This window comes from Heliobacterium mobile (assembly GCF_009720735.1).
Taxonomy (GTDB): Bacteria; Bacillota; Desulfitobacteriia; order Heliobacteriales; family Heliobacteriaceae; genus Heliobacterium; species Heliobacterium mobile.
This window is the reverse complement of record NZ_WNKU01000040.1, coordinates 1-16,417: the sequence shown is the minus strand read 5'-3', so window position 1 is coordinate 16,417 and position 16,417 is coordinate 1. Positions and strand designations below refer to the sequence as shown.

Below are 16,417 nucleotides of genomic sequence, written 5' to 3'. Positions count from 1 at the left end.
CAAGCACCAGAATTTGTTGGCGAAATTCCCATACTGGTTAAGGGTTTAACGCGATTTTTAATCTGCGAAACTTGAGTAAGCAACAAAATAAGAAGAACGCAATGAGGAGGAAACTTCATGGAGCAAATATTTTACATTGTCGATGTTTTTGCCGAAAGTAAGTATGCTGGCAATCAACTTTCTGTAGTCCGTCACGCCGGTAATCTGACTGAATTGGAAATGCAACAGATTGCCATCGAGATGAATTACTCTGAAACAACCTTTATCCTTTCCGATGAAGCGCGTGATGGTGGCTTTGATGTGCGAATCTTCACCCCTCAAGAAGAAGTCCCTTTTGCAGGCCATCCCACTTTAGGGACAGCCCATGTAATTCGGCGAGAGCTTCTTGGCGGGGTCTCTTCAACGGTTACGCTCAATCTAAAGGCGGGAAAAGTTCCCGTTACTTTTGCTCGCCGTGAAGATGGGAAGGAAGAGGCCGTTATGCGGCAGTTGCCGCCGGAATTTGGTTCAACTTTTTCAAGAGCTGAACTAGCTGAAATTCTGCAGATAGATGAGTCCAATATCGATGACCGTTATCCGATTCAGGAGGTTTCGACGGGACTAGCGGCGATGATCGTACCATTGAAGACGCTTGATGCTGTCAAGACCTGTCGAGTCCATTGGGAGAAATATATGAAGTTGGTGAGAAAGACCAACGCAAAACCGATTCTTGTCTTTGCCCCGCAAACGATCCGGCCGGAAAATGATCTCCATGTACGTGTATTTGTCGATTATCTAGGAATCCCAGAAGACCCGGCTACCGGAAGCGCCAACGGTTGTCTGGCTGGTTATCTGGTCAAACATCGTTATTTCGATCAACCCTCTATCAATGTTCGTGTTGAGCAAGGTTTTGCCGTAGCCCGCCCTTCGCTACTCCGTCTGCAAGCAGAGGAGGAGGGCGATGAAATCCGGATCTGGGTGGGCGGACGTGTCATCGACATCGCCAGAGGAGTGTTAGTCGATTAATCGGCTAACAGAGTTCTTCAACCACGTATGCACTTATGAGTAAGGCAGTCTCAGAGATCGGGTATCCTATAGCCATGGAGGTGAGGCTGTTGTCCATAGAAGAAAGACCGAATCTAGTGGCAGGTAAAGATGGCGATGCCTTTAAAGCGACAATAGATGCGCAGAGTGCCGTTCCTTGGAACAATCAGAAGGGGTGGTACGATCTTTTGGCACAAATCGCTAAAGATGAGAGTGACGATAAATCGGATAATAGATAATATTGAGTATAATAAACCCTGGCTTTTTACTAAGGTCGGGGTCTTTTTATTGTCGGGTTTTTCTTATAACGACTAGACCAAAATATATGGACCTAAACGATTATGGAATCGATCATAGATTTATCGGACTTGATAATGAGAAAGCGTGGGTAGTTTTCACTACCGCACGCTTTGAGAATAAGCCTGATTGTTTAGTAACCAACACCGAAGCCCATGCCAAACCCGGTGCCGAGGATGGCTATAATGATGATCAAAATAGCCAACGCAACAATGCTATTACCGATATAGCCCCCGGCTACGCCGCCACATACGCCCATAGTTCATCCTCCTTTCGTAATTAACAGGGATCACCCACATACCCCACGCCGATTATGGCAGGATAAAATGCTCCAATAACGATAAGCGCGATAGCAAGACCAACTACGGTAGGGAATCCAACGTAACCACCAGCAACAACGGACATACAAAGCTCCTCCTTTCAAATGAATTAACCAACCACACTACCATTTTATGGATACAAGAGGGGTAGTGTGAAAGAAAATTTCACCCATAAAAAATAAAAGGAAGAGTCTTGTCCTCTTCCTCACTGTCAATCATATTCTAATCTCATTACATCTTGCTTTTGTTATTCTCGGAACAAGAAAAATCAATAACTTGTCCAAGCATATAACGTCTAACTTCACTGTTTCCGTAACTTATGTCTTTACTGGCTACTCCCATGTTCCCCAAACATCCGGCTTATAACCGACTGTCGCTAACTTCCCATTCCTCACGATCGGCGTCATAAACAGCAAAGGATTCTCCATTAAAACCTCTTCTACATCATGCACCAAATATTTGAGATTTTGCTTGCCGTATTCTTTACCTTCCTTATCGATCAGATTCTCAAGCCCAACCGCAGCTTTTACGCTGTTAAACTCGCCTTTGCTCAATCCTTTAATCGCTAAATCGATGAACTGGAACTTGATTCTACGTTCCTTAAAATATCGTTCAGCCTTCCGGGTATCTTGGCACTTCTTAATACCCCAGATTTGGATGTTCATTTAGATCACCTGCAACTAAGAGTAATATCAAATTCCATTCTTTTTGCAGTGGCCTGTGCAACCTCATTGCCGAGCAGTTTTTGAACCATATAAAAGGACATATTTATACCGGCGGAGATTCCACTAGAAGTGATAACTGACCCTTCGTCCACATATTTAACGTCTCTTATTACTAAAATATTTGGAAACTCTGCTTCTAATCGATCTATATCCATCCAGTGGGTTGTTGCTTTCTTACCATCCAGTATTCCTGCCTTAGCGAGTAAAAATGCTCCCGTACAAACGGAACAAATCAATTCTACCCGTTCTTCCTGTTTTTGTAGCCAGGTAATAACATTTGGTTTATGAATTTCTATCTCTTCGGCTCCATACCCACCAGGAACAATTAAAATATCGAATTTCGGGGCATTTTCAAAACTATAATCGGGCTGGATTTTAAGTCCATTCCGAGCGGATATACTCGTTCCTTTTTCTGAAACCGTTTTGACTTTAAATGGTCTTATATCAGTACCCGCTATGGTTGTAAGGGAAAGCACTTCGAAGGGCCCGGCAAAATCTAACACTTCAACTTCATCAAAAAGAAATATACCTATTTGCCTCTGAGCCATCAGATCAACTCCATAGCGAAGCTTATTTAGGCTAGCACCTAAAAGACTACGCTCTACCTATTTTCATATCTTCCTCTAGGATATGATGAATAATCCATTTTGACACATCGTAAAGTAAGTCTTTCACAAACTCTTCTTGATTTTCATCAATTTTATATGTTTCTACAGCTTTGAACTTTTCAATAAACATATCGTGTTCTTCTTTTTGGATAGCATAACCGCTGAAATTAATTTTTCGCATGTAATCTTCTTCTTCTTTAAAGTGGTAAACCGTGTATTGTTGTAGTTCTTCTAATACTTCAATAATATCATCGAATTTATCTGATTTATTTTTTTCTTTTAATAAAGTATACACTTTGGAAGCAATACGAAATAATTCTTGATGTTGTTCGTCGATTTGCTTAATCCCAACTCTATACTTTTCGTCCCATTTAAACATGATATTACCTTCCTTCTTAAAATTCTCTTTGGGCTGTTAATAGCCCCTACTAAACTATAGCAATTTTGCGTAGACTAGGAAATGATCAAAGTCATATTTTTTATTTGTCTTAGCATGTGGGCTGAGACTAAATAGGTTCGACTGCTACTGCCGAAGACTAGTTTTTTTAGTGGTAAAAACAATAAAGCGCGGGGAGTACCACCGCACACTTTAACAAAAAATAAACCATAAGAAACTGATGCGAATCCCCGCAAATTACTTTATAGACGGTACAATATTGGACTTAATATGGCGTGGCTAAAACTGGTTTTATGGATACCATTGAGTAGTACATCGCACGAGCCAAAGAAAAGGCAAAACGAAGAACAGATCAGGTCGTACGACGGGCATAAGAAAAAGGCCAGGAATATTTTACTCCTGACCGAGTTCGAAAGATGCAGTACGATCATCGAATCACTACTTATTAGAATTCACGACGAACCCTTGGTAGATCTATGCCTTAGTCTGGTATGTACAGTTTGATGAGGGATTGGTCGTGATGATGGTCACCATGAGCACTTTCATTTTGGTGCGAGAGGGGGGACTCGAACCCCCACGGTTGCCCACACGCCCCTCAAACGTGCGCGTCTGCCAGTTCCGCCACTCTCGCATCTTGAATATGGAGCCACTGACCGGGATTGAACCGGTGACCTTATCCTTACCAAGGATACGCTCTACCGACTGAGCTACAGCGGCATAAGTCAATGGCAGGGGAGACAGGACTTGAACCCGCAGCCTACGGTTTTGGAGACCGCCGCTCTACCGATTGAGCTACTCCCCTAGAGTATCATCTGGAGCGGGTGATGGGAATCGAACCCACGTATTCAGCTTGGGAAGCTGATGTTCTACCATTGAACTACACCCGCATAAGGTTGAAATGGAGCGGAAGACGAGATTCGAACTCGCGACCCTCGCCTTGGCAAGGCGATGCTCTACCGCTGAGCTACTTCCGCATAAGTGGTGCCGAAGGCCGGGGTCGAACCGGCACGAGGGGTGACCTCACTGGTTTTTGAGACCAGCGCGTCTGCCAATTCCGCCACTTCGGCAATCTGGTGGACGATGACGGGATCGAACCGCCGACCTCATGCATGTGAGGCATGCGCTCTAACCAGCTGAGCTAATCGTCCGTCATCGGAGTATTTCGCCGGTGACGAGATATAATTTATCAAATCTTGATAGTAAAGTCAACATGATTTTAGCTTTTTTGATTAAGAAAATGCGGAATGAACGGAACTTTTTGGTTGATTCCAAGGTTTCTATCTTTACTCACCGACTATAATCCGATGCCTTTGGCAGCGTTTTGCCGGAAGAGCGAACCCTCTCGGATATAATGGCGAACCATTTTAACAGAGCGATGCCCTGTTTGGTTCATGATCAATCGCTCTTCCACACCAGCCGATGCTGCTGCCGTCGCCAGACCGGCTCGGAGAGAATGCCCGGAAAATTTACTGACATCCAAGCCTACTTGTTGAGCGTATCGTTTTACGATCAGCGCCACAGAAGCATCGCTTAAACGGGTTTGACGAAGCGTATCATGACGAGTTACGGGACGAAAAAGAGGGCCTTCGCTTATTTCTGCTCGTTGTATCCATTGTCGAACGGCTCGTACAGGACAGGTAACTTCGTGATCCCCGTTGGGAATGCCCTTGATGATGCCTGCTCCCAAGGGATCGGTTTTTGAACGTCGAAGGGTCACTCGAATTCCTTCAGCCACAAACCGTAAATCTTCCACATTTAATTGAACTAACTCAGAACGGCGAAAAGCGCCGGCAAAACCGAGCAACAACAGTGCTCGATCTCGATGACCCTGCAGAGAGGGAGGAATATAGCCTATCATTTCTCGCAAGTGAGCGACAGTAATGGGTGATTTGCCTTGTTGAGCCGAGCCGTGAAGCCGAGCGATGCCTTGCAGGGCCGTTCGAACGATTAGGGAATGGGTGGGGGAGTCCTTGCCTTCGATTTCGTGGGCTTTACTTATAGCGGATAAACGGCGGGATATGGTGGAGTATTTATAACCGTTCCGAGCCATAGCAACCAAATAGGCTTCCACCGTTTCCGCGGAAGCTGGTATGGCGCATAGAGATGATTGGTTACACCAGGCAGAGAAATGGCGCCAGTCGGCTTGATAAGATTTAATCGTTTGTTGAGAACGAGCGGCCTGGCGTACTCTTTGAATTTCCTCTTGAAAAGAGTCAGGAGAGGTGAGTAGGCCCTTTGAAGGAAGAGGGGAAAGGCTCAACTTTTCTCACCCCTTGCTATTGCAGAAGCTTGCGCCACGGCCAAATCTCCTCGTAACCGAGCATTTTCTTCTCTTAAGGCAGCCACTGCATCCTGGAGGCGATAATAAGCCTGCCGTTCTTCCTCCCGTGTTTCCAGAACAGCTTTTTCTTTTTCCAAGGACCATTGCTGTGCTAAACGCTGCTCTAGCTGCGATAAGGCCATTTGATGATCTTCTTTTAGGGAACGAATCGACTCTTCGGTTAGATTGAGTTTTTGCTGTAGTTGATCCACCTCGGAGGTCTTTTCCCGGTTTTGCTTTTCTAATGTATCGATGGTCTCTGTGAGATTCTCCATCTCACCAACGAGGATATTTCGATTTTCCAGTTCTCTTTTAGCTTCCGCTAGAGCCTCTTCCGTCATCAATAACAGTTTGTTAGTTTGTGCGGCATTGGCCTGAGATTCGCTCAATTGCCGATGCCAGAATTCTTGTTGTTCCTTGAGTTCCGCTTGAGCTTTGCGCAAATGTTCTTTCAGAACAAGGGCCTGCTTTTGAGCTTTGGCTGCAATTTCTTCTGCTGCCTCAACAGTCACCTTGGCTTTTTGTTCCATTTCAGTGATCTCTTTTTCAGCTTTTCGCCGAGCATCAAGCAAGTCTGCTTTTATTGTATCCACTTCTGAACGGGCATTCAGGGCTTGTAATTCAGACGCTTCGATGTGTGTTCGAGCAGAACCGAGCAAGTGAGCCATGATCTGGCCGATTCGGTTCAGATGATGCTCCACTTCTGCAATAGCGCCTTTTTGCGATTCTGTAAAAGTGGCGTTGGATAGTTGTTCTGTATGTAAAGACAAGAGGTAGCCGATAAACTCATCGACCGATTTCCCGGATTGTCGAATTTCGTCTTGCAACTGCTTTTTTGTGAGTCCCCGTATGCCTAAGGTATAGCGGTCTATCTTGGTATCACTATCATCTATTTGTTCCCTTGCGGTGCCATTCTCGTAAACTGGAACCTGTTCATCGCTCATTTTATAATCACCTCTATCGAATCTGGACAAGCATCATACGCCTATCATACCAAAAGATAGCATTCATCACAATCATATCGTAATCGACTCATCACAACAAATCATAACGTTATGATTTGTTGTGATAAAGTACAAGATGTCATAATTTGACGGCTAGGTAAAAGGTAGAATGGTCTCAACTTATGATACCGTTTCATTATCGTGAGTTGAAAAAACCAGAAACCGATCGGGGCAAAAGCCCATAAACGATGAAAAACCGACCATACTAGACTTGGGAGGTGATTACATTGACCGAAGAGAACAAAAGTGTGAACAAAAAGGAGATACCCAATCCCGAAGCGACGATGGTCAACCGGACCGAAGGTGCCCAACTCCCGAATCCGAATGAAAAAGGGAACCTACAATAAAGCAGTCCAAAGACCTGCCGACCTTTAGATACGGCAGGTCTTTGTTGTTGCTCGGTAAACTCACCTCGATTAAATTCAATAAGTTGATGACTGCACCAGCTGGAATAAAATTTCGCACCAACGTTCCAGGGAGTCGTGGACAAGCTTGTGCAGGTTGAGACGAAGCATTGGTATTAGAATAAGTGACCGATTGACAATGATGATGCCGATGCCTTCTTGACATTGTATGACCCAATAATAGAAAAAACGCGGCCTCGTGGACCGCGCTTTGCAGAATGGAGTTCCTCTTAATATCTTCAACACTATTGGTTCTTACTTATGGCTCAGCAACCCCATTTCATTGAGAGGGTAGTAGCGAGCCACAGCTTTCCCGATCACATTTTCTTGGGGAACTACTCCCCAGTAGCGGCTGTCATAGCTGTTATTTCGATTATCGCCCATAACAAAAAGGCTGTTTTCAGGTACCGTAAAGGATTTAAAGTCTTGATTCATCTTTACCTTTACATAAGGTTCGTCTAAGACTTCGTTATTGACATAGAGTTTTCCCTTACGAATTTCAATGGTATCACCCGGTAAGCCGATAACCCGTTTAATCAAGTTTTCGTCCTTAGCCAATTGAGGGGGTGCTTTAAATACAATAACGTCGCCCCGTTCAAAGCCAACGATTTTTTCAGATACCTTTTCCACGATTAAATGGTCATTGACGTTAAGCGTGGGGACCATCGATTCCGAGGGAATCCAGTAGGCTTCCGCAATATAAGTTCGGATAAATAGGGATAGAATTAGGGCGAACATAACGGGGCTGACATAGTCCACGATTATCTTTTTGATTTTAGTCTGCATGTCTAATCTCCTTGCGCAAAAAAACTATACTATAGATAAATTCGAAACGGATCTTGTAAAACCTCCCGAGAAGATATCCCTTTGATCCCATAATGAGGAACTTAACCTGAAAAACCAATCCAAAAGGTCCAGGAAAACGATCCTGGACCTTTACTGGTATTATGGGAACATGATGCACAATCCAAGGTTTACAAAATTACTCTTCGTGCACAAATAAAGGTTTTCAAATAATACTTATCATTTATATCACTTATAATAACACCTTTGTCAGAGGTAGAGCAGTGGATAAATTTTCCGTCTCCTAAATAAATACCGACATGACCAATTCTGTCTAATCCCTTTTGGTTTTGAGTATCATTGTTCCAGAAAAAAACTAAATCGCCTTCTCGCATCTGGCCCTTGTCAATATTTTGTCCTTGAGTGGCCTGTTGGGAAGCAACACGGTTGAGTTTTATATGATTTACCCCATACACATATTGTGTAAAGCTAGAACAATCAAAGGAAGAAGGATTCATCGACTGAGCTCCGTACTTATAGGGTTTACCAAGCAGTTTTTTTCCTGTAGAAATTATACCTTGACCAATTTTCTGCTTTGGGTCCTTGGTCGAACTTTGTTCCGAGCTAACGGTTTGTTTAACTGTTTGGAGTGAAATCAATGGAGAACCGTTTAGTTGGCTCGCTGCTTTGGGCATGTCCTGAACAGGAAGATTTAGAATTTGACCAACTTTTAAGTAGTTTGGATTAACGAGTTTTGGGTTAAGCTCGATTATTTTGTTTATGTTTACACCAGCGTGCTGGGAAATAGCCCATAAGGTATCGCCGGTTTTTACTGTATATGTAGGAGAAGTATTGCTCGCGAAGGCTTGATTAGGTGCGGAGATTAATCCAATAGTAAACACAATAGGGCCAATATAATTAAAAAACGACTTATGTTTTAGTATATCCACGAACGAATCCCCTTTGTTGTCATATGGTGTCTGGTTATCCAAACTCTTCAGTGCAATCTTCGACGTAAAAAAAGCAATTCCTGCCTTGAGATTCTAAAATAATCCATAAATCACTTAGTTATTAAACATTTTAGTTGTTAAAAAGTTAAGCAAGCCAACAACCGATTAACAAAATTGGAGGATATCAAGTAAAGTAATACGGAGTCAACTCAAAAGGGGCGAATCAAAAGGCTCATCAAAGAATTACCCTCAATGAAGGGGACACAGCGGTCATCCGTGTACGCTGTCGCGCCGCCGTCACAATGTCACCCAGTAAACACACAATCTTTTGCAGACATACGCAAAAAGGTCCAGGACATTTAATCCTGGACCTAACCGCAATTCACGTCGCTTTAATTTTTTGGAAAAACGAATGTCGATTAATTTTTGATATTCGTTAAAAACGTCGACGAGGATAAGGATAAAACGGTGGGTAATAGGGAAATGGGCGATAATAGGGTGGATAAAAGAAGAAAGGAGGATAAAGGGAATAAGGCAGTGGAAAGTATGGTGGGTAATAAGGTAATATGGGCTGACTTTGTGCAGATAAACTGTAATAATGTTCACTCTCGTGCACGGACATAGAATCCCCTCCCAATGTAGTATGGCGAAGCAATACATACAGTGACCGAAATATATGTCACCAAAGAAAGGACCAATGTAATCAAAAGGATCTTAACTGTTCATCATTAATTGGCTTTTAAAAGGCACAGTCAGAAATAATCACTAGATTAGAAGGAAAGGACGTAAACGTAAAGGTTGGGAATACAAAACCCCGAGTCACTCGAGGATTGGATTCGGTGATATACATCAAAAATACTGCACCATAAATAGTAACGATAATTGTCCATTGGTTTATACAACCCGGGCTAAAATATACATAACCTTGCCCGCCAAAGCGTTGTCTTTCTTGGATTAGCTCCTGAACTCTTCGTGGGTTTTGTTGTAAATCATAAAATCTTGAAATGACTTGTTGAGGCGGTTGCGGTACTTGAGGCTGACTAGGATATTGGGGTGCAGGATACCCGGGCTGAGGATACCCAGGAGGTTGAGGAAACCTTTGTTGCGGGTAGCCGGGTACGGGATACTGGGGTAAGGGGATATTAGGAGGAAAAGGAGTAACAGGTGGTTGGTACCGTCGAAATGGTTGAGGAAAAGGTGGTACCTGTTTGTGATAATAATGCACTGCAATCTTCCTTTCTTTTTTCTAACACTGCAATATATTCCGTCGTTGGTATAGTGTTACATGAGAAGGATATCGAACATAAGTAACGAACTTATAAATTGCATTCGCAACAATATTGAATTAAAGGAGGCTGCCTATGGCATATCGCATCAACACTGACGACTGTACTGCTTGTGGGGCATGTGAAAAAAGATGCCCGGTATTTTGCATTTCTGAGCGCAGAGATGGTAAAAGGTTAATCGATGAATCCGATTGCATTAATTGCGGTGCTTGTGCCTATATTTGTCCAGTTGAATGTATTAAAAAAGCAAAAAAATAGAAGGTTGAAGACCTTCCGAATGAAGAAGTGAGAAGGGTTTCATGAATGTAAAATTCGTACATTCAAACAAATTGGAAACAATTATCCCGATTTTATATAGAGGTTTTGGTTAATGATGAAGATACTTAATCATGGGGGAACAAGATGCTTTAGTCTCCCAAAAGTGGCATTCCCGGCAAAATAGCTGACACTATTAATACCTAATCGTGCATAAAGTAAAAGCCAAGGGATCTTCATCCTTGGCTTTACTTATTCCCAGAATCCCAATATTGTTATACCGGGAGGGATGTGCTGTGAAAAGTATAGCGATTATTATCTCTGGTTTAACGTTGGCAACATTTCTTCTTATAGGCTGTAGTAAAACAGAGATCTCATCGGAAGCTAATCCTATCCCTATTACCATGAATGAAACGCATCCATCGACTACGCTACCCAACAGTGAAGAAAAGAAAAAGACTACATTGGCTCCCGACTTATTAACGTTGATAGATGACAAGTTTATATCAAGGTATATCGAAGGCCTTGATATCTGTCTTGCTGCCGATAACGAGTTGATATTTAAAAATTCAGAAGATATTCCCTCTCATACACTCTATATATTCTCTATCTACGCAATGGAAGAAGAATTTAATGCCACTCATGCTCCTAGTCATATCGGCTCTTGTGGAGATAGATTCTTTGATAAGAGAGATAAATTGTTCCATATCCCTGTGGAAACAATTCGTGAGGTACTTGATAAATATTTTGAAAAAACTATATTTGAACCCCAAAAGGTATATGATCTTTTTGACCCAGTTAAAAACGAATTTGTTACGCCTATCTTTGCTGGATTCGGTGGTGCAAGAAATCCAAAGCTTTCACATAAAGAGCAAATTACTACAGATACAGTAAGGTTAACAGTTGATTTCCATGATTCTATTGAACCAGATAGCGACATTATGTACACGAAAGTTTATACAATGAAACACACGGATGGAGGTTGGAAATATCTTTCTATTACTAAGTGATTAAGGAAATTCCTCGTGGAGTAAACCGAAAAACAACGCAAAAAAGCCAGGACATCCATCCTGCTTTCGTCGTTTACGTACAGCCCTAACGGCGGCCCCTCATTGCGGTTACTGTTATGCGTCATATCCCTGTGGAACTCAACGATTAATATAATCGTCAATAAAGTGATCCAATGCGGGGGGGGAATGAACTATGACTAGAAAAGGCAAGGTCTCTTTTTCTTTTGTTCTGCTCTTTTTAACCGGGATTTTAGTTGTTAGCATCGCACAAGACTATGCTGGTACTTCAAATATCCCCGAATTTAAGCCACAAAATAATGCTGGTAACCAACAAGTCGAGTTACCTGCACAAGGACCGTCAATCCATAATTACATTGGTGGAATCGAAGAACCAAAGATGCAGTACGCAAAACCTAGCAATAATGGCTACATGCAGTTTGCGTATCCCCTACCACCATATGGGAACTCATCCATAACACCGAAAATATCACCATTGGATGACGCACTGGAGAATAAGGCAGAGGATTAACAGTGATAGTGATTCTCAGGTTTGCCGTTACATAGGCGTTAGTTCATTTTCAGTTATCACCGAAAATTCCAGGATAACAGGAAAAAAAGCCAAGGACAATCGTCCCTGGCTTTACATTTATCTCGATATGTCACCGCCTCAGCCCCGATAGGCGTCACATTAGGCGTCATATACCAACTGCAGCAACCGCCTCACCTTACAAACCCCACTTAAAGAATAGACAGGACGACAGGATTCGAACCTACGGCCTCTTTACTGTGGTTTTCATGAAGGAAAACACCATATAATGAAAGAAAAGATACAAATGAGCTTTATATCAGGGAGCCAAATAATAAATAATTAGGGAGGAACTAAACTTGAAGCTAACAGGAAATACTGTGCTGATTACTGGGGGTGCATCCGGTATTGGGTTTGCCCTTGCCGAAAGATTTATTCAACTAGGAAATCAGGTTATTATTTGTGGTCGGAGAGAAGACAAGCTAAAGGAGGCCCAGAATAGATACCCACAACTTCACACTCGTGTTTGCGATGTAGCTAAAGAAACAGAACGGCAATCTTTATTTGCGTGGATTAATAAAGAGTTTCCACAAACGAATGTTTTGGTTAATAATGCTGGAATTCAACAACGTTTTAACCTTTTGGAGGTAAATCAAGACTGGAGTAATTATCAGCAGGAAATAAATATAAATTTCGAAGCTCCAATCCATTTATCAATGCTTTTAATTCCACTTTTAACCAATAAAGTAAACGCAACAATTATTAACGTTTCTTCGGGATTGGCTTTCACTCCAGGAGCTTTTGCTCCAATTTATAGTGCTACAAAAGCCGCCTTACATTCTTTTACTATGAGTCTCAGACACCAAGTATCGAAACTCAATATCGAAGTTATTGAAGTCGCTCCTCCTGCAGTAAATACGGACTTAGGTGGAGCTGGTTTGCATACCTTTGGAGTACCCTTGGATGAATTTGCCGACGCTGTATTCGAAGGTTTTAAGAATGGAAACCAAGAAATTGGCTATGGAACCTCCGAAAAAGCAATACGCATGTCAAGGGATGAAATTGACGAAGCGTTCCACCGAATGAATAATAGATTTTAGCTTATATTAATTAAACGCCCTTATTTGCGCAAAAGGCTAGGAAATCAATCCTAGCTTTTGTTTTTTTGCAAGGCAGATGGAAAAACAATCGGCAGCTTTTTTAATTATCCTTCGAATATTGTAAGTGGTAAACTGTTTGTAATATACCGATTATTAATGTAGTCCATATTAATGGTAAGTGTCTAAACTTAAAGAATTGATAGTAAAACAGAAATAATCACAAATTATGGGAGGCGATTCGTTGATGATTCTAGGACAAGAATCCTACGCTCTTTGGTTATCTGCATTACAAAAGACCTCTTGGGTTACCCGTGGTTCACTTAACCCTCAAGAGACTGAACGGTTAGGCAAAGATTTAGTGGAAGGGATATCTTCCACAGTGATCACAGGTAGTCTTTCTGCGTCGCTGAAAAAAACACTAGAGGATATCTCTATCATTGGAGTCCGGAGTGGATTTACGCCCTCGGAAACGGCTCAGTTTGTATTTTCGATGCGTCCGTATATTGGGGATATTCTCCATACTAAAGACTACACTCACGTAATGACTCTTCTTGACGAAGCTGGTTTATACACATTTGAAACCTATTTGAAGACTCGAGAAGAAATCATTGTCAACCAACGTCAAGATTTACTCGAACTTTCGACACCCGTAATTCGTCTATTAGATGGAATTTTGGCTGTTCCTCTAATAGGTACTATGGACAGCAGAAGAACTCAGCAAATCATGGAAAAGCTGTTGAACATGATCGTAGAAACAGGGGCACCTCTAACCATTCTTGACATCACTGGTGTAGCAATCGTGGACACCCTTGTAGCCAATCACATTCTAAAAACAGCGGCAGCTGTACGGTTACTTGGCGGTAATTTGATTATCACTGGCCTAAGCCCTAGTATTGCCCAGACAATGGTACACATGGGCGTTGATTTAAGTTCTGTGATTACACGAGCAGTGATGGCTGATGGCATTGCCTTAGCTTTAGATATGCTAGAAAAAGAAATTGTAAAAAAGCAACAGCCGGGTAATCAAGTTAAGGAGACAAAGTGAATAAATCATCAATTGTTAAGATTCATAACGCACTCGTGGTTACGCTACAAGGAGAAATCGACGATCGAACTGCACTGGAATTGCAGCAGGAAATTCTTCAATCTGTAATTCGGTATCAGGTCAGTGGAGTTGTTATTGAAATTTCTCAGTTGGATTTGGTCGATTCGTACATGGCCAGGATACTTTCTGAAACAGCACGAATGATTAAACTAATGGGAGCAGAAACCTTTCTAGCGGGTCTTCGGCCGATGGTCGCCGTTACCATTGTAGAGATGGGGCTAAATATTGATGGCGTCAAAACAGCACTAAACTTGGAGGTTGCTCTTGAGGTACTAAAAGGAGGGCGGTAGATCCTCGGAAAGGGATAACTAAATGAGTAACCGGATTGATATCCGCAATGAGTCAGACGTTGTCGTGGCTCGTCAAATTGCACGTCAAGTGGCAAGCCAAATGGGGTTTTCATTGGGAGACCAGACACGGATTACAACCGCGGTAAGTGAGTTGGCTCGTAACATCTTTTTATATGCGAAGCAAGGATGGATTGAATACCAGGAAATTACCCTAGGAGTGCGAGGAAGAGGAATCGAATTTATCTTTCAAGATCAAGGACCCGGTATTCCCGATGTTGAGTTGGCATTGACGGTGGGTTACACCAGTGGGAACGGAATGGGCATGGGACTTAGTGGAACCAAGCGTCTTATGGACGAGTTCGATATTAAGTCGAGCCCAGGTAAGGGTGCAACAATTCGGATTGTTCGATGGCTGAATAAATAACAACGATATATGCAACTGCCATATATGCAACTACCCCAAACCGCAAACCTTTAGCCGGCACATCGCCAAATAGCAGCCCCACAACGTTATTTCCGGACATCCTTTCCCCTGAAGCACAAAGTAAATTACCGGCAAATATTACTTGCAAATGAGTTTGCTTAGGGGGATTAAGAATGCCGTTTAATTACTCCCAATATGTTTATAGCGAGGATTATTACAGACAGATTTAGAGCATGCAGCGTTATCGGAACAGTATGCCCGTCAAAAAATGGCTAACGCCAGTAATGATCAAGCTTATTACAGATTTGCAGAACTAGAGTATATTCATAAGTCAAGAGCACTTCATTACAAAGGTTTCTTTATGGCTCGGTTATCCTCGGATTCAATATATTGAGCGTTTTAGCCTCTGGCCCTCCAACCGATACGACGCCTTTTTAATTTCCCGTAGGGTGGGGAAGGTAGTGTGGCAATCACGTTAAATTTCTGTTGAATTACCTAAAGCAACCAGTACGGCTAGTGTCCAACTCCAATCGATGCAATGAGATTGCCCATACGTTTTGGCCTCACACCATTAAGATATCCAACATCTTTTTCCTATTCATCAGAAACTCTCTAGTCACTCGGTAATGCTCCGTCTGTTCGTATTCAACAACTTTGATACCACTTTCTGAAGAATGAAAGATCATTGCATCCGGATACGCCATAATAATGGGGGAATGGATTTAATTGTAAAGCAGTTCCATTCAAAAGCAAATGCCGTACGCATGCATAAAAAGCCAAGGACATTCATCCCTGGCTTTACTTGTTTCCAAAACTACTATATCCACCTTAAACCCCGGTAGGCGTCACTGTAGGCATCAAAACCTAACTGTAGCAACCGCCTAACATCGCAAAACCCCAGCTAACTCATGGTCGGGCGACAGGATTCGAACCTGCGGTATCTTAATATGACGATTTTGAACCAGATTCACCACAACCTGATGGGCCGCGGTTAGGCTTCCGAAACAAATGGAGATTAACGTAATGATGGATTAACAACCAGTTGTTGTCCGGGATAAATAATATAGGGCGGAAAGAGGTAGTTGATGGCAATTGTGAGGTTTAATCCGGTGCCGTATCTATTAGAAATGGAGTATAACGAATCACCGGGATGAACGGTATAAAGTATAGACTCTGGTGGAGATAACGGGATGATGATTTTTTGACCGGGGGAAATAAAATCTGGATCAGGTATACGATTAAACAATAAAATGTTATGAACTGTTGTTACGTAGTCCCTTGCGATTTTCCCTAAAGTATCACCGGGTTGAACTGTATAAGTCAACGTTCCAAAAGGCGTTGGGAGTTGGGAAACGTGGTAGCTATAGGCACTAAATTGATACAAAACCATCCTCCTCATCCACGATACTATACCGTTCATATTATGGATGAGAAGTGTTTATGGTGCTAAAGAAACCCAAATGCCGTGGTTATTAGAGTCCGTTCAGAAACCGTACTTGAATAATACCAACTACGCAATTTGTGTAAATAATTGGGATAAGGCTACTAAAAAATACCGCATAATCCATCCAATCATGTCCCGTTTTTAGT

At 42.3% G+C, this 16,417-nt stretch carries 19 protein-coding genes and 7 tRNA genes; 9 read left to right on the top strand and 17 right to left on the bottom strand.

The window, feature by feature from the left end; translation table 11 throughout:
• The first annotated feature begins 117 nt into the window (after nt 1–117).
• The gene (locus GJ688_RS18250; protein ID WP_155477952.1) at nt 118–1,005 is read left to right on the top strand and encodes a PhzF family phenazine biosynthesis protein; all 888 of its coding nucleotides are present in this window, start codon (nt 118–120) and stop codon (nt 1,003–1,005) included.
• Nucleotides 1,006–1,094: 89 nt separating this feature from the next.
• On the top strand, nt 1,095–1,262 hold the full coding sequence (locus GJ688_RS18245; protein ID WP_170292143.1) for a hypothetical protein: 168 nt from the start codon (nt 1,095–1,097) through the stop codon (nt 1,260–1,262).
• A 191-nt stretch (nt 1,263–1,453) separates the two neighbouring features.
• On the opposite strand, the gene GJ688_RS21130 is transcribed toward GJ688_RS18245, so the two are convergent.
• From GJ688_RS21130 to GJ688_RS18175, 16 genes are all read right to left on the bottom strand, one after another.
• Entirely contained in the window at nt 1,454–1,579 is a 126-nt protein-coding gene (locus GJ688_RS21130; protein WP_268892111.1) for a hypothetical protein, read from the bottom strand.
• A gap of 20 nt (nt 1,580–1,599) precedes the next feature.
• On the bottom strand, nt 1,600–1,725 hold the full coding sequence (locus GJ688_RS21125; protein ID WP_268892110.1) for a hypothetical protein: 126 nt from the start codon (nt 1,723–1,725) through the stop codon (nt 1,600–1,602).
• A gap of 247 nt (nt 1,726–1,972) precedes the next feature.
• The gene (locus GJ688_RS18240; RefSeq protein ID WP_155477950.1) at nt 1,973–2,305 is read right to left on the bottom strand and encodes an arsenate reductase family protein; all 333 of its coding nucleotides are present in this window, start codon (nt 2,303–2,305) and stop codon (nt 1,973–1,975) included.
• 5 nt (nt 2,306–2,310) lie between these two features.
• The gene (locus GJ688_RS18235) at nt 2,311–2,913 is read right to left on the bottom strand and encodes a DJ-1/PfpI family protein (protein ID WP_155477949.1); all 603 of its coding nucleotides are present in this window, start codon (nt 2,911–2,913) and stop codon (nt 2,311–2,313) included.
• 46 nt (nt 2,914–2,959) lie between these two features.
• Nucleotides 2,960–3,352, bottom strand: a complete 393-nt coding sequence (locus tag GJ688_RS18230) for a bacteriohemerythrin (protein WP_155477948.1) — start codon at nt 3,350–3,352, stop codon at nt 2,960–2,962.
• Between the two features lie 566 nt (nt 3,353–3,918).
• Nucleotides 3,919–4,001: transfer RNA gene (locus GJ688_RS18225), tRNA-Leu, on the bottom strand.
• A gap of 10 nt (nt 4,002–4,011) precedes the next feature.
• Nucleotides 4,012–4,087: transfer RNA gene (locus tag GJ688_RS18220), tRNA-Thr, on the bottom strand.
• 9 nt (nt 4,088–4,096) lie between these two features.
• Nucleotides 4,097–4,172, bottom strand: a tRNA-Trp gene (locus GJ688_RS18215).
• Nucleotides 4,173–4,183: 11 nt separating this feature from the next.
• A tRNA-Gly gene (locus GJ688_RS18210) sits at nt 4,184–4,257 on the bottom strand.
• Nucleotides 4,258–4,269: 12 nt separating this feature from the next.
• Nucleotides 4,270–4,344, bottom strand: a tRNA-Gly gene (locus tag GJ688_RS18205).
• 5 nt (nt 4,345–4,349) lie between these two features.
• Nucleotides 4,350–4,437 (bottom strand) — tRNA-Leu (locus GJ688_RS18200).
• Between the two features lie 4 nt (nt 4,438–4,441).
• Nucleotides 4,442–4,518 (bottom strand) — tRNA-Val (locus tag GJ688_RS18195).
• A gap of 146 nt (nt 4,519–4,664) precedes the next feature.
• Nucleotides 4,665–5,630, bottom strand: coding sequence for a site-specific integrase (locus GJ688_RS18190; RefSeq protein ID WP_155477947.1), 966 nt, complete (start codon nt 5,628–5,630; stop codon nt 4,665–4,667).
• Complete coding sequence (locus GJ688_RS18185; protein ID WP_155477946.1) at nt 5,627–6,634, bottom strand: coiled-coil domain-containing protein; 1,008 nt, start codon at nt 6,632–6,634, stop codon at nt 5,627–5,629. Before GJ688_RS18185 ends, GJ688_RS18190 begins: the two co-directional genes overlap by 4 nt.
• A gap of 719 nt (nt 6,635–7,353) precedes the next feature.
• Nucleotides 7,354–7,884, bottom strand: coding sequence for a signal peptidase I (lepB, locus tag GJ688_RS18180; protein ID WP_155477945.1), 531 nt, complete (start codon nt 7,882–7,884; stop codon nt 7,354–7,356).
• Nucleotides 7,885–8,072: 188 nt separating this feature from the next.
• Entirely contained in the window at nt 8,073–8,831 is a 759-nt protein-coding gene (locus tag GJ688_RS18175; protein ID WP_155477944.1) for an NlpC/P60 family protein, read from the bottom strand.
• Between the two features lie 1,361 nt (nt 8,832–10,192).
• Between GJ688_RS18175 and GJ688_RS18170 the strand changes: the two genes are divergently transcribed.
• From GJ688_RS18170 to GJ688_RS18140, 7 genes are all read left to right on the top strand, one after another.
• Nucleotides 10,193–10,375, top strand: coding sequence for an indolepyruvate ferredoxin oxidoreductase subunit alpha (locus GJ688_RS18170; protein ID WP_155477943.1), 183 nt, complete (start codon nt 10,193–10,195; stop codon nt 10,373–10,375).
• Nucleotides 10,376–10,668: 293 nt separating this feature from the next.
• Entirely contained in the window at nt 10,669–11,382 is a 714-nt protein-coding gene (locus tag GJ688_RS18165; RefSeq protein ID WP_155477942.1) for a hypothetical protein, read from the top strand.
• A 193-nt stretch (nt 11,383–11,575) separates the two neighbouring features.
• A complete protein-coding gene (locus GJ688_RS18160) occupies nt 11,576–11,911 on the top strand; it encodes a hypothetical protein (RefSeq protein WP_155477941.1) in 336 nt (111 codons plus the stop codon).
• Between the two features lie 356 nt (nt 11,912–12,267).
• On the top strand, nt 12,268–13,008 hold the full coding sequence (locus GJ688_RS18155) for an SDR family oxidoreductase (RefSeq protein WP_155477940.1): 741 nt from the start codon (nt 12,268–12,270) through the stop codon (nt 13,006–13,008).
• A 244-nt stretch (nt 13,009–13,252) separates the two neighbouring features.
• Nucleotides 13,253–14,053 (top strand): STAS domain-containing protein, encoded by an 801-nt coding sequence (locus tag GJ688_RS18150; RefSeq protein WP_170292142.1) that lies wholly within the window; start codon nt 13,253–13,255, stop codon nt 14,051–14,053.
• Complete coding sequence (locus tag GJ688_RS18145) at nt 14,050–14,403, top strand: STAS domain-containing protein (RefSeq protein ID WP_155477938.1); 354 nt, start codon at nt 14,050–14,052, stop codon at nt 14,401–14,403. The genes GJ688_RS18150 and GJ688_RS18145 overlap by 4 nt, the downstream gene beginning before the upstream one ends.
• A 22-nt stretch (nt 14,404–14,425) precedes the next feature.
• Nucleotides 14,426–14,827, top strand: a complete 402-nt coding sequence (locus tag GJ688_RS18140) for an anti-sigma regulatory factor (protein WP_155477937.1) — start codon at nt 14,426–14,428, stop codon at nt 14,825–14,827.
• 1,015 nt (nt 14,828–15,842) lie between these two features.
• Here the strand turns inward: GJ688_RS18140 and GJ688_RS18135 are convergent.
• Nucleotides 15,843–16,211: a LysM peptidoglycan-binding domain-containing protein gene (locus tag GJ688_RS18135; RefSeq protein WP_170292141.1), complete on the bottom strand. Its 369-nt coding sequence runs from the start codon at nt 16,209–16,211 to the stop codon at nt 15,843–15,845.
• Nucleotides 16,212–16,417: the final 206 nt, after the last annotated feature.